The following is a 22,200-nucleotide window of genomic DNA, read 5'->3' on the forward strand; positions in this document are numbered from 1 at the left end:
CGGACGAACCTCTTCCATCTCCTCAGGTGTCACACCTGAAAGAAGATCACAACCCTACTCCTGCTTGATCATCCGGGGTACCTAACAAAGCCCTAGTAGATGTGCAGTGTGTACGACTCCGGCCAGCTCGCTCGCTCCCTTCGGGTGTCGTCCCTGCCGCGCAGGCGGAGCCGGCGCGGTCGCGGTGGTTGCTGCGCTTCGCTGCGGTATTCAGTCGCGACCGATCACCTTCCTGCGGTCGTGCTTGTGGTGGTGGCAGTGTTTGTTGCGTTTGATGGTGGTGGGGTTGGTGGTGGGGTGGATGGCGGTGTCGCCGCCGCCGGTGACGGTGGCGGTGTTGGTGACGTGGCGTTTTGCGTGGCAGGAGGCCTTGACCTTGAGGGTGATGGGCGGGTACTTGCTGCCTGCTGGCAGGACGTTGCTGCGGGTGCAGGTGAGGGTGGTCCGGGTGCAGTCCCATCCGGTGCCCTTGATGCTGCGGGCGGTGAGTCCTCGCGGGAGGGTGTCGTGCACGGTGACGGTGGTGCCGTCGGTGGTGCCGGGCCCGGTGTTGCGGACCGTGATGGTGTAGGTCCCCTGTTTACCCTGGATGAATTTCCCGGTGTGGGTTTTGGTGATGGCCAGGGTGGGTGGGAGCAGCGTGTAGGAGATGATCACTTGGCCGTTGTTGTTTGCCGTGCCGATCGTGGACAGCGCATAGCTTGTGCCGGTGCCCGTCGGGGTGGCGAAGCTGCTGCCTCCTCCGCCACCGCCACCACCCGCCCGGCCGAGACTGCTGGAGCCGGGGGTGGAGGCGCCGCCTGCGCCACCGGCGAAGTACCCTCCGCCTCCGCCTCCCCCGGCCCCGGCGGCCACGCAGTTGCCGCCGGTGTTGTTGCCGCCGGTGCCGCCGGTGCCGACCGTGGTGCCCGTGAAGCCGCTTCCTGGGCCACCTGCGGCGGGCGTGCAGCCTCCAGTGGCGGTGCCCGGCACACCACAGGTGCCGGCGGTCGTGGTGGTGCTGCCGCCTTGCCCGCCGGATCCCGGCGAACCACCACCATCGAATGCTCCGGTGGTGCCGGCGGTGGCATCCGGTGTGCCACCGTTGCCCCCGTTTCCCCCCGCGACCGTGCCGGAGAAGGGGGCGCCGCCGCCGCCGTCGGCGCCGCCGCCGCCGGCGACGAGGAGGAGGAGGCCGGTGCCGGTGCTGACGCTGGACGCCGCGCCTCCTCCGGAACCGTGCCGGAAAGAGCCCGTGGGGTTGCTCGAGGTGCCGCCCGGGGCGCCGCCGCTGTATCCGCCGGCGCCGGTTCCGTTGCAGCCTTTGCCGCCGGTGCCGCCGACATTGACGGTGAAGGTCGTCGGGGCGGTGGTTGCCGGCAGTGTGGTGATGACGCGTCCCCCGGTCCCCCCGGAGCCGGTGAAGCCGCAAACGGTGCCGGTGTTGTCGGCGCCCCCGGGCGCCGTCCGCGGTGATCGTCACCACCGCGTTTGCTGGGACGGTGAGGCTCTGCGGGGTCCCGGTGAAGCCGAAGGTGGACGATGGGTCAGTCCCTCGTGCCCGCACCGGGGCGGTGGCCGGCTTGGCCCCCGCTGGTGCGGCGGTCGCGGGGGTCAGTGCGGTGCCGGACAGCACCACGCACAGTCCCGCCACCACCCCTGGGCGCCGCTACTGCTGACGAGTGTCGACGCCTGTGTGGGCTTGGCCTCGTCTCATCCTCACTCCTGAGGGGGGTTGTTCGGGGGCGTGATGTCTGGTCACCGATGTCTCCTGACGTCCTGGCTTGAGGTGAGGTCTCTTTCCGCCCGCCGTGTGGCGGCGCGGCGGGCCACAGTTCGATCACTTACTGTTAAATCGCATGCACAGTGAGTGATTACATGGACGGTGCTCGGACCTGGTGACGTGTCATCCGGGCCTGGGGTTCGAGCTGGGTCCGGAAGGCCAACTACCAGCCCACCGCCAACCCGAGCGAGGCCGCTGACCTGTCCCGGATACTCGACACCTGCGACAGCTGACACCACCAAGCGGCACCAACCAGGCATTCAGCCCGGTGAATTGCTGCCGGAGCACCGGACCGGACGCATCCGTCCGCGCCTGACCTGCCGCGGGGAAGAAGAGCAGGACACCCCGCCCCGTCCGCTCTTCCCCTGCGGCGCCCCACCCCCCAGGGCCGCACCTCGTGGTCGCGGTTCGCAGGCCATGCCTGCATGACGTTCGCAAGGAGACAAGAGGATGAACGCGTCGATGAGAACTGCAGCCGCAGGAGCGGTCGGCATCGCCGTACTGGCCCTGACGACACCCGCAGCAAGGGCTGTCGGCGAGAACACGAGCGAGGCAGCAGGCGTCATCTGCGGCACCGATCGCGCATCAGGGCTCACGGTGGGGACGGCCCGCGCCAGGGACTGCGCCACAGCACTCCGGGTCGCGAGCGCCTACACGCGGAGCTGGAACAGCGGTGGCGAAGGGGCCACGACCGTCCACGCCGCAGGATCCGTCTGGAACTGCCGGGAACAGCCGGGCCCGCTGAATCCGTATCAGGAATGCGTCGAGACAGGTGGCACCGGCCGGTGGGTCACCCTGACGTCCTGATCAAGACGCCCGCCGGCGCCATGGCCTGCTGCGCGCCGCTGCTCGGGGTGGCGGCAAAATCCTCAGGTACTGCGAGACCTCCACCCGCCGCCCGGTCCGGCTGCGCATCTGGTGGGCCCAGCGCACCGGCGCCCCGCTGCCCCCGAGCCCCACCCCCCTTGCCGCGCTGCCTGATGCCCCGTCAGGATCCCGCCTCTCGCCGCGTGAGCTGAAATCGGCCGTGCCGGCGGGCGGATCCCGTGTGACGGCCCAGGAAGACAACGCGGCGCCCCGGTCTTCCCGGACGACGGGAGCCCGGCAGCGCGCGCCGTCCACCGCTGAGGAAGCTGCGCAGACTGCTTGTCCGCCCAGCGCGGTGAGCCTGGGCGGCGCGGGCGCCGCGACGTCTGCGGCGGTGTGGGTTCCGGCACAGGAGACGTCCGTGGTCCGTCCTTCCCGTGGTGCCCGGTACCGGCCAGGTGGTGGGCTCCGGCCGCCCGTCGGTGCCCACTGACACGGAGCGGGACCCCGGGGGCGGTGACGGACGTCTCTACCGCCGGGGCCGTGTTTCCGGCACTGTGGGCGGGTCCTCGGGGGACACCCACTGCCGACCGAGCGAGATGCCATGATCGCGACCGCTGCCCGAACCGCCACCGCCCCTGTCACCCGCCACCGTGCGCGGACCGGCGGTCCCGGGGAAGGACCGAAGCTGCTGGAGACCGTACTGGGTTGGATCCTCGTCGTGGTGATCGCTGTTTTCGTCACCCGGGCCGGCCTCATGTGAGAAGCCGGCCCCGGTGGGTCAGGACCGGCAGGTCACCTTCATCTGGGCGGCGGCGTGGTGGGCCTTCTCCCAGCCCTTGGACCAGTCGTCACCCCGGTCGAGCAGCTTCACACCGATCGTGGCGCCCTTCATGGCGAAGGTGCCCGCGTCGACCCACTGGCCGCGGTGAGCCACCTGGTCGATCCGGAAACTGCTGTACTTGGTCGTACGGTCGTTGGCGTTCACCAGCACGTGATACGTCGTGGGGTGCCCGCCCACGTACAGGATGGTGCCGCTGTTCGGGATGAAGACCGAGATCTGACAGGTACGGGCCTTCGTACCGGGGTTCCACCACCACTTGACGCGGGCGTCGTGGTCCTGGCCGGTGTCGCCGGACATGGGGACTGCGGAGTAGCTCCCGTTGCAGCCGTTGCCCGTCCAGCCGCCGGAGGAGCGGGTGGACCAGCCCTTGCTGCCGTCACTGTAGTAGCCGTCCTGCTGGAAGCCGCCGCCGGCGGGGGTGGGGCAGCCGTGGCCGGCCACGCCGGTGTAGACCACGGTCGACTGCGGGGCGGCCTTCTGCGTGGTGCCGGTCGATGTGTTGTCGGTGCCGCTCTTGCTCGTGGTCGTCTTGCCGGTCGTGGTCGTCTTGCCGGTCGTGGTCGTCTTCGCGGTCGTCTTCCCGCCCTCGGCCGGCTGTCGGTCGGTGGCGCCCGCGCCTGCGGCGTGCCCGCTCTCGTTGATCGGTCCGGATCCGTGCGCACCGTCGGTGGAGGGGCCACCGCCCTCCTCGGCGCCCTTGCCGGCCGGTGAGTGCTTGCCCCGGTCCTCGCGGGGCGAGGGTGCAGCGGACGCGAACGCGCCGGGTATGTCTGCCTTGCCGGAACCGAGAACGGTACCCGGTGCCTCGCTGTTGCCCGAGGCACGCTTGCCGTCGTCGCCCCCGCCCGCGTGGACCAGGAACGGGACCGTCACCAGCAGGACCCCGGCGATGGCGGCGCCCGCGAGGAGCGCCTTGTTCGGGCGGCCGGCCTTTTCGGGCGCGTCGGTGGCTGCGGTGGCGGTGGCGGTGATCTCCGCCTCTGTTTCGGCATCGGCTTCGGCGGTGGCGGTCGAGGCCTCCGCTTCGGTGGTGGCCGGGGTTTCGGCGGTCGCGGACTCGCTCCCGGTCTCCTTCCCGCTCTCCTGCCCGGTCTGCTTCTCCGCCGTCTTCCCGGCCTGCTTCTTCGCCTCGGTGCCGCCCGTCGTCGTGCTTGCGCTCTCGGGCTCGGCCGCTGCCTTCACGGGGGCGGGAGCGGTCCGTGCCGAGGTCTCGCCCGAGCCGGTGGCCTCGGCGGTGGCATGGACCTCCGCCTCGGACGCGGCCGCGGTTTTTTCGTTCTTGGACGTGGTCATGGGGTCCTCTGGGTGACGGGACTGGTGGGGACGGTGCTGGAAGGCTCGGCAGAAGCCGTGGCAGGGGGAGACCCGGTGGGGACAACGGCGTCGAGCACCTGCCGCGCGTCGAGCAACAGACGTGCGGGGCCTGCGGGATTGACGGAGATTCGGCCGTCGGCGGGGGCGATGAGCCGGACCAGTTCGCCGACAGCGACCGTATCGTGTGCCAGCGCGCCCGAGAACACCTGGTGGGGGGCCGAGGTGAAGACCGGAACCATGGGCTCCCCATCCTCCCCGGCGACGGTCAGCGGACCGCCGTCCGCTGCCCGAAGCACCGTCACTTCCGCTCCGGCCAGGGCCGTTACGACGTCGTGGAGGAGTCCGTACCCGGTGACGGCCAGCTGCACGGCGGCGTCCACCGGGTCGGTGGGCTCTGCCCAGCCGAGGGTCAGCGGCGACGGCCGGTAGTCGTCGTTGGGCAGCCACTCCACGACCTCGCCGGCGAGCCCGGAACGCCACTCCCCGGCTATTGCCCAGGGCGGCGGCGGGGCGGGATCGGTCCAGCCGGGGTCGACGACGCCGAACCAGTGGTCGGGCGCCTGCCTGGCCGCCTCGCGGATGTGGTCCGGCACCGGCGGCAGCGGCAAGTCGTCCGGCCGCACCCGGGACTCCGGCTCGTTCCTCGGCTCGTCGTTCCGGTCCGTCATGACGCATCGAGCAGATGGTCGACGATCTTCTTCACGTCCTCGGTCATGAATCCCTTTTTCAGGTCCTTCAGTTCCTTCGGCTTCTCGGCGCGCGGCCCCGGGTACCCGAAGACGAACGGAGGCCGCTCCACGTTCCAGCCGAGTTCCGACCCGTCCGTCGGCGACGCACGCTTTCCGACGAGGTATTTGCCGGTGCGGGTGGGGGGTTCGTGGACAGTGATGCGCTCGTATCCGATGGATACCGAATTCGGCAGATGCGCCCTCTTGGAGTTCGCGTCGTGCCATTTCTCCATCCGTGCGCCGCCGCTGCTGTCGGGCTCTTCCAGATAGCGGACCTCGTGTCCGGACAGCGCCATTGCCTCCAGGTTTCCGCTGCGGAACCCGAGATGCCTCAGAGGGGAGCTGTTGCGGTGCAGATATTCGTAGAGCCGCATCTGTCCGATGCGGCTGCCACCGCCCCAGGCCGCGTGTGAGCCCGACGCGTCCTCCCAGAAATGGGTGAGGTTGTGGACATCGAGCCCCTGTTCGCGCATCGTCCGGACCGATTCCGCGTACTTGCCCTGGTGCCGGGGGTCCGCGTAGGCATCACCCGCGATGATGACCAGCGGGTTCCCGCCCTGCTCCACCGCCCGCCGCCGTATCCCTTCCAGGAGCTGACTGATGCCCGTGCAACTGGTGTCGTGCTCGCTGTGAATGTCGCCCTTCTTTCCGCTGAAGCGCGACCAGAGGACGATCGTCTCGCGGTCCTTGGAGACCTTGATGCCCCGGTTCCGGAGCCAGGCCTCGACGGCAGTCCGGTCGGTTTCGGAGAGGTGGTCGTCGTCCAGATTCCAAGCAGCACGGATCCGGGCACGGATGTCGCCGGTGAAATTCTCGCCGATCCATGTCGCGCCGGAGCCGACCGGAATGACATAGGCGTCGAGTTTTTTGTTGGAGAGACTGCCGCTCGCCGGCTGCGGTTCCGATGTGGGGCCCTGTCCGCGCCTGCCGACCTCCTTGAGCTGCTCCAGCACGCCGGGGCGGTCCTGGAGGAGATCCGCGTTGCGCTGGAGCAGGGTGCGCACCTCGGCGTCCCCGATGTTCAGGTCCGCGATCCTCACCTTGGCACCCAGGGCGAGGGTGGCGCTCGAGCCCGTGTTCCCGGCGAGCAGGGCCGTGCCCTCCCTGCCCAGCCGGCGCACCTGCGCATCGCCGACCTCGATGTCCCGGAGTCCGTGCTCGTCCAGGAACAGGCTCAACGGGTCCGGGGCGCTCGGGCCGTCGTCGCCGTTCTCGCTGATCACTCCGGTGCTCGTTTCCTCGACGGGGCCGACCGGTGGTCTGGGGCGGGCCGTCAGGAAGTCGGAGCCGCGCCGGAACAGCGTCACCACGGGCCTGTTCCGCTCGTCGGCGGTGGAGTCCGGATCCGACGGGGTGTACGTGCGGGACGTACCGTCCTCGTTCACCACGACGATCGTGATCCCACGCCCGTCCGCGGCGAGCCGGATCGCGGTCTGCGTCGTCGTGTCGCCCCAGCGGCGCCCCTCCAGCAGGTCCTTCCCGACCGGCTCGGGCAGCGACCGGTTCGCCACCAGCGCGGCGGCGGTGCCCGTCGGGCTCGGGGGCAGCGCCTGGGCCAGGGCAGACCAGAAGCCGTGACCGGTACTGCTGCCGGGGCCGGTCGGTGCGAGGAGGTCATGAACGATCCCGGAGGGGTCGGTGAGCGTCATCGCGCGGGCGTCGACGATGTGGCCCGAGCGGTCCGGCTCGCCGGTGTTCGGGCGCTTCCACGGCGGAGTCGTCCAGGACGGGCGCGGCTGCGGCGTGGGCTCCTTCGGCGTGACGTCGGCCGTCGTGACCGGAGCGGCCGGTGCGGGCAGCGGCAGCCCTTCCCCCGCCGGGGGTACGCCGTCGAGCGCCGCCCACTGGTAGTGCTTGTCCTTGAGGTACAGCACGATGTGCGGTGCCGCGGAGTCGGGGCCCGCGGGTGGGGCGAACTCCTGGAAGGTGCCGTCGTCGCGCACGACGGTGACCCGGGCCCGGAAGGTGCGCGCCGCGAGCGCGGGCAGCAGGTCCGCGGCGCCGTGGTCCCAGCCGCTGCTGTCGGCGGCGGCACCGGGACGCTTCAGCTGGGCGGCGGCGAGGGCCGCGCGCTCCCGCAGGTCCGGCAGCGCCGCGTACAACGGGATCCTGCCGAGCTTCTCGAACTCCCGCCCCTCGGGGGAGTCCTGGGCGAACCGGGGCCCGCCGGACTCCAGCTCCTCCTTCGTGAAGGTGTCCGGCCGGTCGGGCAGGACGAATTTCAACAGATTGCGATTGCGCGGGTGTTGGATCGCACTGGCCATGAGCGCGCGCAGTCCGGTGACAAGCGACGCCCGGTCGCTCGCCCGCACCTGGTCGCTCAGCGACGTGGGGACGGTGTGGTGCAGCGACTCCGCCAACGCGTGGTAGAAGCCGTCGCCGTCCTCGGGAACGTCGTTCAGGACATAGGTCTCCCCGGTGGGGGAGACGAGCGTGGCCGGACCGAAATCGGTACCGGCGGTCTCGTCCGTGTCCGTGTCGAAGGCCGTGCCGGTGTACTTGGGGACCCGGGGTCCTGTCGGCTCCTCGGTCGTGGCAGGCGGCTCGTAGGTCACTGCCGCAGGTGCGGTCGGGCTCCCGCGCTTGTCGGCCGGCAGCCGGTGCCAGCGCGTCAGCCGGTCGGCCGCGGCCCGGATCCGATGGAACTCGGCGGCCGCCTCGTCCGCCGTGGTCAGCAGATCCGCCAGAGCGCTCACCCGCCGGTCGCGTTCGGCCACGTCGGCGGGCCGGTCGCGCAATGCCTTCCTGGCCGCTTTCAACTTCGTTTTCAGAGCGCTGAGTTCTTCGGCGGTGGCGAGGTCGTGCGGTGAGCGGTCGCCTGTGGTGCCGGCGCGCGCGTACCCGGCCAGCGACCGGACCCTGAGGACATCGGCCCGCTCCCGTGCGAGCCGGTTGATCTCGTTCCGCATCTCGGTCAGGGAGGGAACCTCCTTGATCTTGCGCCGCGCCGCCCAGTACTTCTTGTCGGCGTCGACCCAGGCATCGGTCGCGTCCTTCACCGCCGTCCAGGCGTCGGAGACCGGCTCGGGGAACGAGTCCTCGCCGATGAGCCCGTACTGCCGGGCCACGTCCTCGCGCACCCACGCCAGCACGTGCGTCTCGAACTCGACCGCCTGGGGGCCCGGCTTGGTGTAGCCCAATGGACCGAGGGTCTTGCCCATCCACGCGCCGACGGAACTGTCCTTGAAGCTGCGCTCCACCTCGGCCACGCCCAGCCAGGCGGTGGGGATCGAGAACAGGAAGGACCGGCCCGTCTTGGGCTTCACGTTGAACTGCGAGCCGGCGGCGTCGGTGGCCTTGTTGCCGGTGCCCTCACCGGCATTGATGCCGTTCCCGGCGAGTGCGGGGCCGGTGGAACCCGCCGCCGGGGTCGCCAGGTTGGGCTGGAGCCCGAGCGTCGACGACTCGGTGCCGCCGAGCGCGATCGTTGTGTCGGACCCCTCCGTGTAGCGCTCCGGGCTCTCCATGGTGCTCTCGGGCGCCACGGTCAGAAGGGTCGCCCGGTCGAGGTGGGGCTTGGAGTACAGGCGGTAGCTGCCGTTGGCACCCCCGCCGAAGGTGTTCTCGGACAGCCCGGCCACCACGTACCCGTCCTCGTCCGTGCTGTCGCCGAAGAAGGCCGCGAGCTGGGTGGGCTGAAGGCCGTCGGTCACCGCTTGGGCGGCGGCCGTGGTCGGGCGGACCAGACCGGATCGGCGGGCCTTGCCCACGGCCGTGACCAGCGGCGCGCCGGTGTACTTCTCGGCGCTGGGCAGTTCGGTGCCGTACGCCTTGGCGATGGCGAGGTCCGCGGCGTGGCGCATGGTGGGCAGATTGGTGACACGACGGACATGGAACCCGTTGGACGGCAGCGAGAACGGGCGGGTCGTACCGTCCGGCTGCTTCGTGGACTGCCAGGCGGCGACGGACTGAGGGGTGACCGCGACGGACGGCCAGAACGTGACCTCCGGGTCCCGATCGACCACCTCGGGATCGCCGAGGGCATCGATTCCGTCGAGGTCATCAGATCCGTCCTCGTGCTGGATCCGGGGGGCGGACAGGCTCAGCGGCACCTGCTCGCGCAGTGTCCCCGCGTCGCCCGACTCCTCGATGCTGCTCCCGTCGCCGAAGTCGAGGACGAGCCGGATCCGGTAGGGCGTGAGGAAGTCCGCGTACGGCTCGTTCGGATAGAAGGTGAAGCCCTTCAGACGGGTGATCGAGGTGGTGACCGAGGTCTGCTGGGACGAGGCGCCCGACTCCCCGTACGAGGGGGTGACGGCCGTGGCCTTGTCGTTCCCGGTCCGGATCCCCTCGGACACCGAGACGCCGAGCGCCTTCGTCACGCCCTTGGTCCGTGTCACGTCGATCGTCTCGGCGGCGGCCAGATTGTCCTGGAACGTGGCGCTGTGATCGAGACCGTCGAACTCCGGCTCGCCCGGGATCAGCTCCATCCGCAATACGGCGTCCCGGGACCCGATCCTGACCGGTCCGAGACTCAGCCGGTGCACCCGGCCCCGTGCGGTCATCCCGGCCGGGGAGGCCATCTGCTGCCGCAGCGCGAGCAGCGCGCGCGGAGTGACGAGGGAACGGACCCGCTCCCGGCTCGCCGAGTCGGCCTTCGCCGCCTTCAGTCTCCGGTCGAAGGCGCTCAGCACCTCACTGGGGTCGAGGGAGTTGACGGGAAACGAGCCGAACGGATTGCGCCGCAGCCAATTCGGCAGATACCAGGGCTTCTTCGTGTAGAGCGGCACCTCGCCGAGGCCGTCCTTGATCAGTCCCTGCCGATGCGCGGCCTTCTCCGGTACGTGGGCGAGCAGGTCGGAGTCGAACATGAGCTGTTGACCCCGCCGGGACAGCCGGGTCATGTGCGCCAGCTTGTCCAGCGGGGCGAGAAATCCGTCGGGGTCCGAGGCGACGGCGATCTCGTGCACCGTGTCGGCGGACACCAGGTACTTGCGGCTCTCGTCGTCCCGGTCGATCTCGGCCGTGACCGTGCGGGTGACGGTGTCCGCCTGGGCCCTGGCCCGCGCCCAACGTGCCTGCAGCCCGTACGCGCCGGCGAGCGAAGGGCCCACCGGATGGCTGCGGGTGAGCGAGAAGACGCCGCTGACGGTGAAGACACGGGTGGTGACGACCGCGTGCGACACCTGGATGTCGCTGCCGATGGTCTGCTCGGTCTCGATGCTGACCGACTCCGACACCACGACCGGATTGCGCGCCCGAGTCCGGTGGACCAGTTCGCCGACGCGGTTCAGATAGGGGCCCGATCCGAAGAGCCCGGCCGTGCGCGCGCCGGTCTTCGCGGACGTCTGGTCGAACGCCGACGTCAGATACTGCGACTGGAACTGGCGCACCATGGCGTCGTGCGCCGCCGATCCCGTCCGGGCGAAGTGCCACGATCCGCCCGACGCCAGAGCCATCAGTTCCTCGGCGGTCCGCGCGAGTTCGTCATGGCCCGCGACGCTGATGAGCTGGTACGGCAGATCACCGAAGGGGCTCGGCTCGTGCCCCTCGGCCAGACCGTCCGGATTCCCGGTCAGCAGGGCCAGCGTCCGCTGATCGGACAGGGGCGTGATGACAGGCGGTGCGACGACCGGTTCGACCGGCTCGGTGCGCGGGCTGTGCTCGTCCGGCACGTTGAGCAGGACATGCCCGGTGATGGCCTGCCCCGCGGCGCCCCCGATGAGATCGCGGCTCTGCTCCACCCGGACGAACGGACCCGTGCCGAGAACTCCCAGCGAGCCGATGCCCCGCAGCAGGCCACGGAACCGCCAGTAACCGCCGCTCTTCACGGTGAGCTTCAACTGGTATCCGAAGACGTGCGACGGCGAGGCACTCGCGTGCAGCGACTCGTACGAAGCCGTGGCACCCGACCCGGTGCGCCGGCCCTTCTGCCGTGTCCAGCGGAATCCGGCCTGCGCGGCGCCGGCGTTCATCGGCATGCCGCTGGAGTCCTTGACGGAGTCACGTACGGCCAGACTGACGTCGAAGCCCCCCTCCTTCGTCCTGACGACGTTCTCCGAGCCGTCGAGCCGCTCCGAGCCCGCGGCACTGGTGCGCAGAATCAGTTCGTCGCGCGTTCCCACGTACTGGCGGCCGGTCAGCTCGCCGTCGATCCAGATCCATCGCTTCGCCCGGGTGGCGCGGTGCGGGTCGGTCAAACCGATCCGTATGCCCGTGGTGACCAGCGTCTCCAGCCTGCCGGCCATGCTGTGGTGATGGAGCGTATTGATGAGCGTGAGCGTGTTCTGCAGTGCGATCCGGTAGTGCGTGCTGCCGCGCCACCGACTGTGCCCGGGGTCGCCGAAGTGCTCCAGCGGAGCGACCATGCCGGGGTAGGCCTGGGCGATCGCCTCGATCGTGCGGTCCGTGAACGTGTCCAGGAAGTTCCGGTCCGGGACCGGGCCCGAGTGCTCCTGGCCGTTGGACATCTCGTGCTCGTGCAGGAACGTCTCGGCGCGGCCCATGCCCAGCGTGGTGGGATTCTTGTCGGTCAGATAGGGCGGCGCGAAGGGTTCCTCGGTGTCCCGGCGCAGCGTGGATCCGTCGTCCCACTTGGCGAGCCTGCGCGCCTCCGCCCGCGTCATCCGGTCCAGGCTCCACGTGGTGATCGACTTGGACTCGGAGGTTCCGACCATGTGCACCCGAACCGTCTTCGGCACCAGATACAGATCGGTCGGCACCTTCTTGGCCCGCCCGACGGTCTTCCTGCTCCCGGAGCCGCCGAACACGACGGTGCGCGTGGCGCTGCGCCCGTACCGGCCGAAGAGCCCCGCCATGGCCCGCAGCCCGGCAGGCGGTCCGAAGAACGAGGTGATGTCGAAGCTGGGACCGAGGATCGCCTGGAGTTCCTGGCTCGTCGTCCGCGACAGGCTCCGGTCGTTCTTGATCACCTGCTGGAGTGTGTTGCGCAGCTCGGCGAGGGTCGTCTCGGAAAGCAGCACGGCGTTGCTGGGCACCACTCGGTCGATGACGAACGCGCCCAGCGGCGTCGCGGACTTGCCCTCCTTGAACAGCGGCTGACCGGTGACCCTGCCCTTGGCCATCCGGTCCGCCGTCCGATGGAAGTTCTCGGAGCTGAAGAACCTCGTGAGTTCGGCGTGGGCGGAGCTGCCCGGCTCGGCCCGCGTCACGCCGATGGCCCACTCCAGGAGGTCCTGTACGGGGCCGAACCCCTCGGTGTGTACGTTCCGGTAGTCGGTCGACGCGTCCAGCTCCATCGTCGGCGGCGCGTGCAGGGAGGTGCTCTTCGTGGTGAGGCTGTCGGAGATCCTGACCAGCAGACCGTGGCGTACGCCGAACGTACTCCGCTCGGTGGATTCGTCGGGCTTGGTGAGGTCCTCGGTCCACACCTCGTACTGCACGTCGTCCAGATACAGATGCGACTCGTCGGCCAGCCGGGTCTCGACCTGGCTGAGGGTCTGGTCCTGCGTGTTGTAGTCGTAGGTGCGCTGGGTGCCGAAGGCGGCACCGGCCCTGCCGTACGCGGCGACTCCGCCGGGCGGCCCGACGGGCAGGCTCACCGCCAACTGACGTGCGGTGGAGACGGACTTCGTGCCGCCCGTCGTGATCTGGCTGCGCTGGATCTGGTCGACCTTCACCGGGTTGCCCTCGGGGTCGGTGAACCGCTCCCAGGCATTGTGCGGCCGCTGGACGACGCGCAGGACGCGCTTTCGCCCGTCCGCGTCTTCGAAAGCGGGCGAGGTCCAGCCGTCGCCGTGGAAGACCTGCGGGGTCAGGTGCAGCGCCTTGTCGAGCGCCGTGAGGGGATGCTTCGCTCCGGCGGGGCCGGGCGGCAGACGCAGTCCGGTGCGGCCCGCGACCTCGCTGACCGCCAGGTCGACACCGCGCAGGGTGACGTGACTCTGGCCGTAGGTACTGCCCGACTTGGGATTCGTTCCGTCTCCGGTCAGGTAGGTGGGGAGTTCGCTGCCGTTCTCGAAGACCACGGGGCTTCCGGCACGGGGCGGCGACGGCATGTCCGGGACCACCTGCGCGGGACGGTGGAGGTCGAGCTCGTCGGCGAAGGGGAGGGGCGGGGTTGTTCCGACGGAGGGCGGCTCGGAGGCGGGGCCGGTGGCCGGGGTGATGGGGACGGAGTCCGAGTCGGACTCCGGGTTCGGGACCGGCGTGGGCGCGGAGAGGGTGAGAGAGAGTAGCTCGGCGTAGCGCTCCTTGAGGCCGGCGAGACTCTGGTCCCCGTCGGGCTCCGCCAGGTCGTCCAGCTCCATCACGGAGCCGCTCGGCGTCTCTTCCGCCGGACCCGTCCGTTCGTCCGTCTGCGTGGGAGCCGTGGGAGCCGTGGGAGCCGTGGGAGCCGTGGGAGCCGTCGGAGGCGTGGAGTCCGCCTCGGGCGCCGCGGCCACGTCGTCGCTGATCCGGCGTAGGAGCTCGGGGGTCATCCGTCCGCCCTGGTACGGCCCCCAGAACGCGGCACCGCCGAACCGTGCGGAGTCCAGCTCGGCCAGGGATCTCAGCAGGTCGGGGTAGCGGGGTGAGCGTTCGACTTCGATGCCGAACGTCCCCCGCAGCGTACGGACCAGTTGCAGGGTCCGGGTCCGGGCCCAGGGATCGAGCGGCTGCGTCCCCTCGTGCAGCCCCGCCGCTGCGGCGAGCCCGGTGAGGGTCGCGCCGGTCGGTTCGGGGTGGAGCGCCACCCACGAGCCCGGCGTGCCGTGCTCGTCGAGGTAGAGGATCGGCTCCACGCGACCGTTCACGAGCGCGGTTCCGGCGTCCGTGGTGGGCGCGTACACGACCCGCCCGGTCAGGTTGGCCACATGCTGTGCGGCGGACAGGCCGCCGTGCGTGGGGGAGCCGCCCGTGGAGCAGGAGTACAGCACGATGGGCCGGTCCTGCGGCCCGAGTTCCTGCGTGCGGAGCAGGTAGCGGCCCAGTTCCTTGCCGGTGATCTGGACCTTCGTGCCGTCGGTGCGCGTCAGGGTGACCCGGGTGGGCGTGCCGTGCGCGGCGAAGAAGGAGACCTTCTGCCCCCTCCACGGCACGGTGTGGCGGTCGCGGAGGACAGCGGCCTTGTCACGGCGGTGGTCGCGGTAGGCGTCCGCGCCGAGGACAGTGGGGAATCGGTTCGACCGCTGCTTCCAGTCGGTGTCCGAGTGCGAGGCGGAGCCCACCTGTTCGTTCTTGGCGTCGACCAGGAGCTGACGCACGAGATCGCTGTCGGACACCGTGCTGTCGTCCAGCCCAAGGACGGACGAGACGGGCCGGGTGACGATACGGGGCTGGGCGGGCGGCTGCGCGGTCGTGACCGGCTGCGAGGTGCTGGTGACAGGAACGGGTTCGATCTCGGACTCGGTGCCGCTGTCGAGCAGACTTCCGAAGGTCTCGCCGCCGAAGTCGTCGTCGGACGACGCGTTTTCGTCGTCGAGGAGGGAGGCGAAGTTTCCGAAGTCCTCGTCGGATTCGGATTCGGATTCGGTCCGCACCGTAGTGGCCGTCGGGATCACCTGCACCGGAGTCGGCGATTCCGTGGGCGCTGGAGTGGTCGTCGACGTCTGGCGCTGCTGGTTCGGGCTCTGGGGCCGGGGCTGCGTCGGCGCATGGGACTCGACCGGGGTCCGTGGAGTCTCCCGGGACTCCGTCACCACCGGGGACGGCGCCGCGGTCGGATTCGGCTGCACGGGTGCGGACACTGGCTGACGGCTGGTCAGAACGACCCGCAGGGCTTGGAGCGTCTGGTCGTTGTACGGGTCGCGGGCCCTGGACTTCAGATCCTGGTAGTACGCGTACAGCGCCGACCCCGGATCGCGCATGTCCCTGAGGGCGTCGGCGATGACCGCCGTCTCCCGGGCACTCGGGGTCACCGAGTAGTCCGCTGTCTCGACGCGCACGGATTCGAGATGCTGTTCGTGCCGCGCCCGCACCAAGGTCCGCAGTCGCTCGACCTGAGCGGGCGTGATGCGGATCGGCGGGGGCGGAGCCACGGTGCGCCTGTCGGCGGCCTCGTACCCGAGCATGGCGTCGAGACCGCTGGTACCCCGCAGGACCTCGGCGACCTGGTCCGGTTCGAGGACGTCGTACTCGCGCTTCCGGTCGGCGTTTCTGGAACCGTCGTCCCTGGCGAGGAGCCGGGCCATCTCGTCCTGGGTCAGCTTCAGGTTCGCCGAGCCGTCCTCGGCCGGCGGCAGGGCCCTGAGGACCGACAGAGCGGTCTCCGTGCGTTCCGCCCGTGGCCGGCCGTCCGTGAATTCGGGTTCCTGTCCCCACTCGGTGTAGTGAGTGACCGCCTTGGTGACCTGCTGCAGGCGGGCCGCCTGCTCCGGATCGAAGGAGTCGTAGGGGGTGTGCCGGGTGACCGCCGAGAGATACGGACGCCCGAGAAGCTGCATCAGGTTGCTGGTGTTGGCGCCCTCCACGACGGCGGGCAGGCCGCCCAGCTGGAAGATCTGCCGGAACACGTCCTGCGGCAGCTTGTCTCCGTCCACGACGAGGACATGGTCCGGATCGAGACCGCTGAGCTGCTCGCGCAGGTGCTCATCACCCAGTGTCGTGGTGTGCAGCCAGCTCGGCTCGTACTTCTTGGCGCCGTCCACCGCCACCGCACCGAAGGTCAGGATCACCGACGGCTTGCCCAGCCGGGCGTCACGGATGCCCTGTGCCAAGGAGCTGAGCGACGACGCACGCGCCTGCGGTTCCAGGTTGTGCAGCCCGTACACCGGCATCAGGTCGACGGTGCCGTTCCGGACGGCCTCGGCCACGGCCTTCAGACCCGCCGCGCGCTGCGGGGGAGCGATGTCCTCGTGCTGGTCGATCAGTTGGTTCAGCTCGTCGCCGGTCAACAGCGGCGTGTGGAAGTTGAACAGCGCCTTCGCCGGTATCGTCCGGTCCGGCGCGCTGTCGGTGTCCGCGTCGCTCCCGCTCAGTTCCAGATCCGTCACCGAGACCGCCGACGTGGCGTTCTGCCGGGAGTACAGAAGCCGCTGCGAGGTCTCCCAGGCGTACGGCTTCAGAATGACGGCCCGGTCCGTGTCCATGAAGTCGAGGAACTTGCGGGCGAGGTCCGGTTCGCCCGAGAGCCGGTCGCTCGCCGCCACGAGGACGAGCCGCCTGTCACCGATCCGGGGGCCGGATCCGGCGGAGCGGGCCGGGAACGGAGAGACCTGCGCGTCACGGCTGAGGTCGAAGGTGCCCGTCAGCCATTGGACACGCTGCTTGAGGTCCTCGTTGAGCAGCAGTTCCAGCCGCTTCTGGACGCCGTCGGCGGCGATGGCCGTGATGGAACCGGTGTGCCCGAGCGCGTCGAGGGAGTCCATCAGCATCGTCGCGGCGGCCTGGTGGCCGAAGTTGGCGGCGTCGTCGACGTAGATGACGACGCCCTCGTCCAGATCACGGAGCCGATGGAGCAGGTCCCTGCGCAGATTGACCTCGTCGAGCGTGGGAGGCGGTGTGCCGCGCTCCTTGCCGATCCGGTCGAGCAGGCGTTGCTGCTCATCGGTGAGGGAGACGATGTCCTGACCCAGATCATCAGGAGAACTGTCGAAGAGCTGCTTCCACACCTCGTGTTCAGGGAGCGGCGAGGTCTGCCCGGAGGACGAGGAGAGGCTGCTCGGGCCCTGGTGGGACGTGGAGGTGGCGTCGGATGCCGTCGAGGTGGTGTCCCCCTGGGTGAGGACGTCGCTGCTGGCCTCGGTGCCGGCATCGGTGTCATGGGCGGGTTCGTCGGTGTTGTTGTCGGTGCCGCTCTCGTTGTCGTTGTCGTTGTCCACGACGTGGTGGGGCCGGACTTCGCTCCGGTGCTCGCCGTTGTGAGCGGTTTTGGGCCCAACAGTGGAACCGGGTTGCTGAACGGATGCGGGGTCGTGCTCGGTCTCCTGCTCGGTGTCTTTCTCCGGGGGAGTGTCCGATTCGGGACCGTCGGGCGTGTTCGGATCCGGCGAGTGCTGCGTGGAGCTCGTCGGCGGACGGGTCGAGGCGGTGGGGTGCGTGGGGGCCGAGACAGGGGACTTCTCGGTCGTCTCCTCGTCGTGCTGGTTGTTGTCCCCGTCCGGGCCGGCGCTGAGGTCATGGGCCGGATCGGACACGGTGGTGGTTTTCGACGTCGCGCCGGTCCCGGTGCCTGTGCCCGTACCCGTATTCGTGCTGGTACTCGTACTCGTACTCGTACTCGTGTCGGTTCCGGATCCGGATCCCGTGCCGCCTGTCGAGTCCCCACTGCTCGACGTATTCACCTTCATCCCGGTGAAGTTGTTCTTCACCCAGGTCCCGGGCCTGGACGCGCTGTGGCTGAGCGCCGATTCCGCCTTGCTGCTGATCCCGGAGCCCAGGAACGTGTCCCAGGTCGTGGTCCAGTTCCCGGTGGTGAGCCCGCCCGCCACGACCTCCGCGACGGACTCCGAGCCACCGGAGACAAGGAAGTCCTTGGCGTCGTTCAGCGCGGTGTTGCCCCAGTTCTTCGTCCGGGTCGGCGCGGGCGCCTTGTCGGTCACGTCCTTGGCAAGGTTCTTGACCGGGACCGGGCCCGGTCCGGTGATGTTCTTGAGGAGTTTGCCGAGCCCGGACGAGAACGCGCCGTGGAAGAGCCCCGCGAAGCCGCCGAAGACGCCGTCCTGTGCGATGGCCTTCCAGTCGAACCCTTTGGGCCGCCGCCCGTCGGGCCCCGCCACCATCATGGCGAGGCGCACCGCGAACGTCTGGAACGCCTCCTCGAACGCCTCGCTCAGGCTCGGCATCAGGTGCGTACGCTTCAGCAGCGTGTCCAGCACCGTGAGCAGCACCACCCGGCTGCGGGCCTTCGCCACAGCGGCGTCGCTCGCCGAGGTCCCTGCGGAGAAGAACGACATCACGAAGATGATCAGCAGCTCGATCAGCAGCCGGATCAGCTCGGCGATGATCTGCCACTTGGACTCGGTGATGTTCATCGACGTCTCGGTGCGCCCGTCGCCGATGTTCTTCAACTGGCCGGAGAAGTCCCGCAGATGGTTGGTTCCACCGTTGTCGATGAAGAGCTTCATCGACTGCAGATAGTGCGCGCCGACCTGGGGCGGCAGCGACCGGCTGATCCCGACGACCGACTGCTCGATGTCGGAGGACAGGTCCGTGAGACGGTCCGCGAGCCGGTGGTACGGGCGTCGGCTCGCGTACGCGAGATCCTCGTCCGCCTGGAGCAGCCGTTCACCGATGAGCACGAACAGGAGGTTGTTCAGCTCGGGCGACGCCTTGATCGACATGGGGCCGTGCTCTCTGCCGTCAGCGCTTGCCGCTGCTGGTGGGTCTGATCCTGTGATCCCGGATGGCGTCCAGGATGTTGTTCTGGTTGGACTTGATCGAGGTCAGGTTGACCGATGTCCCGTGAGCCACCCCATGCACCGCGTCGGACAGGGCGATCGCCGTCTCGGTACTGCTCTCCCGCTCCTTCTGCTCCTGCGGGATGACCTCCAGAGCGAAGCTGTCGTCCTGGCCCGGCCAGTCACGCGTCGCACGGACATCGGCGACGAAGTCGTCGACCATCGACCCGATCGACGTACTGATCGAGAACATCTGCCGCAATCCGGCCTGGATCCGGGCCGGCTCGGCGAAATAGGCGTCGCTCATGCCGTGTTCAGCGCTCCTCGTCCTCATCGATCTCGTCACGCAGCCGCTGCCCCGAGGCCTGCCGGGCCCGGTCGTCCGGATCCTGGAGGACCTCCGGCCCGAAGATCTTCGCCCAGTCGATGTCCACCCCGGTGAGCTCGGGCACCTCGGCGCTCGGCCGGGTGAACGGTTCGAAGGTCTCCATCACCTGCCGGGCCATCTCCGTACGAGCCCGTCCGAACGCCTCCAGCACCGAACCGGACAGCTCGCAGGGAGACATCGTCCGGTACTTCCCGTCCAGGAACCGCAGATCCGTCAGCTCGCCCTGGGGCCCCACGGTCACCTCGACCGACCGGTCCGCCGAGCGCACGGTGCGCGTTGCCTGCCGCAGTTCGGCCTCGGCCTTCGCCACGCCCTTCTGAGTGGCCTCCAGTTCGGCCATCGCCGTGGCCAGCCGGGCCTCCACGGACCGGGCGTAGGGCGAGACCTCGCCACGCCCCGAAGTACCCTCCGACATCTCGTTCATGGCGCCGCTCACCGTCCGATCACCGTGGGCGTGCCGCCCTCCTCGGTACCCCATACGTCCTCGTCCTCGGCCACCCAGTGCACTCGGTCGCGCTCACCGCTGCCGGTTGCCTGCCCGCCCTGGGTGCCCCCCGCCGCACCACCGGCGACCGTCGCGGAACCGGTGGCCGTACGGACCCGACGGGTGCCTCGCTCCTCGTCGGTGCCGCGCCGGCCGGCGCCGGCACGGCCGGAGCCGCCGCGGGTACCGGTGCCGCTCTCGGTCAGGACATTGCGGACGCGTTCGCCCGACGATCCGCCGGCCTGCCCACCGGCACCCATCCCGCCCATGCCTCCCATACCCCCCATGCCGCCCATCGGCATGGGGTTGAGGGGCGTGCTACCGGCCGGGTCGGAGCCTGTGCCCCCGGCGCCGAGAGCTTCGGCGCCGGTGGAGCCGGGCGGCGCGCCGAGCGTGCCACCGGGATGGAAGGTGCTGTCGTACTCCTCGTAGTCGCTCCCGCCGGCGGTGTGAGCGCCACCGGATGTCCGGCCATCACCGGACGACGAAGTGTTCAGCGAGGTGTGGTCGGCCGCGCCGAGGGAGTTGAGATCCCGCTGGAGGTTCCCGTTGTGGTCCCTGCCGAGATCTCGGTCGAGGTCCCGGTGCAGGTCCCGGTTCAGGTCGTGGTTCAGATCGCGGTGCGTCGGCGGCGGCGTGAGGTGGGTGTTGCGGTCCGGCGGCCACTGGAGACCGGACCCCGACTTGTTGAGATCGGTGACCGTCTCCTTGCCGTTCTTGTCGATGTTCGTGACCTTGCCGGTTTTCGGATCGACGGTCTGCCGGCTGCCGTCCTCGAACGTGGTGGTGAGCGTGCCGTCCTTGTTCCGCTTGGTGACGCTGCCGTCCGGATTGGTCACGCTCTGACCTGGGTTGAGATCCTGCACCGTGGTCTTGCCCTGCGCGGGAGTGATCGTGTACTTCCCGGTCCTGGGGTCGTACACGGACCGATCACCGTTCGGGTACGTGGTGACCAGATTGCCGCTCTTGTCGAGGGAGGTGACCCCGCCGCCCGGCCCCTGAACCGAGCCGTTGGGCAGGGTGGGCGGAGGGACCAGAGGATTCAGCGGACCGGTCTGTGTCGAGTCCCCGCCGCCGTTCGTGAGGTTGTTGTTCAGATCCTTGGTCAGGTCATTGGCCAGGTCCTTGCCGGTGTCCTGGTTCGGGCCCTTGTCCGTGTTCGGGTTGAGATCCTTCGTCTCGTTGTCGGAATTGCCCAGCAGGTCCTTCAGCCCGCCCGGTCCGGCCCCGCCGCCCAGATCGTTGAGGGTGTCGGTGACACCCTTGCCCATGTCCCCGATGCCCTTGTTGAGGTTCTCCAGCGTCTTGTTGAGATCGTCGCTGTGCTTGTCGGCCTCTTCCTTGGCCTTCGCGGCTTGTTCCTTGGTGTAGAACTCCGTCAGCGAATTGGTGTTCTTGGTGGTGAGTTCCGACTCGAACGGTGTGGCGGCGTCGATCCAGGAGTTGTTGAGATCGGACAGCACCTGCTGCGCGGTGCCGTTCAGTCCCAGTTCGAGCCCGGCCAGTTCCGGATGGGGATCGTCGATGAACTTGTTCCAGCGCCTGACCGCTTCCTCTCCCACCTTGGCCCAGTTCTGAATGTCGTTCAGATTGCCGTAGGTCGGATGCGGCTCCTGGAAGCCCGGCTTGGTGGAATACGTGGTGCTGTAGCTCTCCTTGCCGGTCTGGCGAGTGGTCACCGAGATGTACGGAATGTTGTTCTGGTTCAGCCAGGCCAGGATCTCGTCCAGGGTCTGGATCAGGAAGTGGTGCGGGTCGTGCTCGTTCTGCGCCATCCAGGTGTCCCACGCGGTCCACATGGTCTGCGCCTTGCCCAGCAGGGTCTGCTGGGCCTGCATCAGGTGGTTCGAGTGGTTGGACTTCGGCGTGTATGCGGGGTCGCCGACGGGGGAGAACTTCTGGTCCGCGCCGAGCTGCTGCACGTAGTTGTCGTAGTTCCCGTGCAGCTGGTGCACCAACTGCCAGAAAACACCGGCGGCCTGACCCTTCCAGGCAGACTGCTCGCTGCCCAGGGACTTCTCCCAGCCGTCCAGGGTCAGCGCCTGGTCCACGAAGAACTGGGCGGCCCGGTCGAAGGCCTGCGCGGTCTGCTGGAACGAATTGAGGTCCACCGAGTCTGCGTCGGGGACCGTTGCCCCGTTGTACGAGGTACCGCGCGTCGTCTTCGACGTGATCAGGGCGTCCAGGGCCGCGCCGGGGCCGCCCATGTACTGGCCCAGCGGGCCGATGTCGAAGTCGTCGCCGTACTTGCCCTTGTACTTTCCCCCGGACAGGGACTCACGGGCGTCCAGCCCGCGGCTGCGGCCGTTCTCCGACATGAAGGAACCGATGAAGACCAGCCGCGCCTGGTACATCTCCACGCTTCCGTTCGCGTTGGAGTAGAAGTACAGGTCGTAGTCCTGTCCATCACTCTTCAGCGACCCCTGCTTGGCCGCGTCCACGACCGACTGGACGGTGATCTTGTCCAGGCTCATCCGGAACAGCGGGCTCTTCTCCTTGCTGCTCAGGCCCGTGAACAGGCCCTTCCGGCCGGGCATCGGATAGCCGGTGAGCTTGGTGACACCCTGTCCCCAGTAGTCGTCGGCGTCGTAGGCGGGGGAGGTCGGGGTCGACATGCGGAACGCTCCGGGGCGAAGAAGGGGATCGGGGCGGG

The 22,200-nt window shown here is 69.3% G+C and carries 9 protein-coding genes; 2 read left to right on the forward strand and 7 right to left on the reverse strand.

What is annotated here, in order from left to right:
- Positions 1-210 precede the first annotated feature (210 nt).
- Positions 211-972: a hypothetical protein gene (locus tag ABZ826_RS27800; RefSeq protein ID WP_361453888.1), complete on the reverse strand. Its 762-nt coding sequence runs from the start codon at positions 970-972 to the stop codon at positions 211-213.
- A 1,252-nt stretch (positions 973-2,224) separates the two neighbouring features.
- Between ABZ826_RS27800 and ABZ826_RS27805 the strand changes: the two genes are divergently transcribed.
- Complete coding sequence (locus tag ABZ826_RS27805; protein ID WP_361453891.1) at positions 2,225-2,569, forward strand: hypothetical protein; 345 nt, start codon at positions 2,225-2,227, stop codon at positions 2,567-2,569.
- A 604-nt stretch (positions 2,570-3,173) separates the two neighbouring features.
- Positions 3,174-3,332, forward strand: a complete 159-nt coding sequence (locus tag ABZ826_RS27810; protein WP_361453894.1) for an SCO1431 family membrane protein — start codon at positions 3,174-3,176, stop codon at positions 3,330-3,332.
- A gap of 18 nt (positions 3,333-3,350) precedes the next feature.
- Here ABZ826_RS27810 and ABZ826_RS27815 read toward each other — a convergent pair whose 3' ends face one another.
- From ABZ826_RS27815 to ABZ826_RS27840, 6 genes are read right to left on the reverse strand one after another with little or no spacing between them, the layout of a single operon-like run.
- Positions 3,351-4,706 carry a hypothetical protein gene (locus ABZ826_RS27815; RefSeq protein ID WP_361453897.1) on the reverse strand — a complete coding sequence of 452 codons (1,356 nt, stop codon included), beginning with the start codon at positions 4,704-4,706 and terminating at the stop codon, positions 3,351-3,353.
- Positions 4,703-5,395, reverse strand: a complete 693-nt coding sequence (locus ABZ826_RS27820) for a type VII secretion system-associated protein (protein WP_361453900.1) — start codon at positions 5,393-5,395, stop codon at positions 4,703-4,705. Before ABZ826_RS27820 ends, ABZ826_RS27815 begins: the two co-directional genes overlap by 4 nt.
- Complete coding sequence (locus ABZ826_RS27825) at positions 5,392-18,618, reverse strand: hypothetical protein (RefSeq protein ID WP_361453903.1); 13,227 nt, start codon at positions 18,616-18,618, stop codon at positions 5,392-5,394. The genes ABZ826_RS27820 and ABZ826_RS27825 overlap by 4 nt, the downstream gene beginning before the upstream one ends.
- A gap of 19 nt (positions 18,619-18,637) precedes the next feature.
- A complete protein-coding gene (locus ABZ826_RS27830) occupies positions 18,638-18,982 on the reverse strand; it encodes a hypothetical protein (RefSeq protein WP_361453906.1) in 345 nt (114 codons plus the stop codon).
- A gap of 7 nt (positions 18,983-18,989) precedes the next feature.
- Positions 18,990-19,478, reverse strand: coding sequence for a YbaB/EbfC family nucleoid-associated protein (locus ABZ826_RS27835; protein WP_361454005.1), 489 nt, complete (start codon positions 19,476-19,478; stop codon positions 18,990-18,992).
- A gap of 17 nt (positions 19,479-19,495) precedes the next feature.
- On the reverse strand, positions 19,496-22,162 hold the full coding sequence (locus ABZ826_RS27840; protein ID WP_361453909.1) for an AAWKG family protein: 2,667 nt from the start codon (positions 22,160-22,162) through the stop codon (positions 19,496-19,498).
- Positions 22,163-22,200 lie beyond the last annotated feature (38 nt).

Origin of the sequence: Streptomyces sp. NPDC047515, from assembly GCF_040643055.1 — a bacterium.
GTDB lineage: Bacteria > Actinomycetota > Actinomycetes > Streptomycetales > Streptomycetaceae > Streptomyces.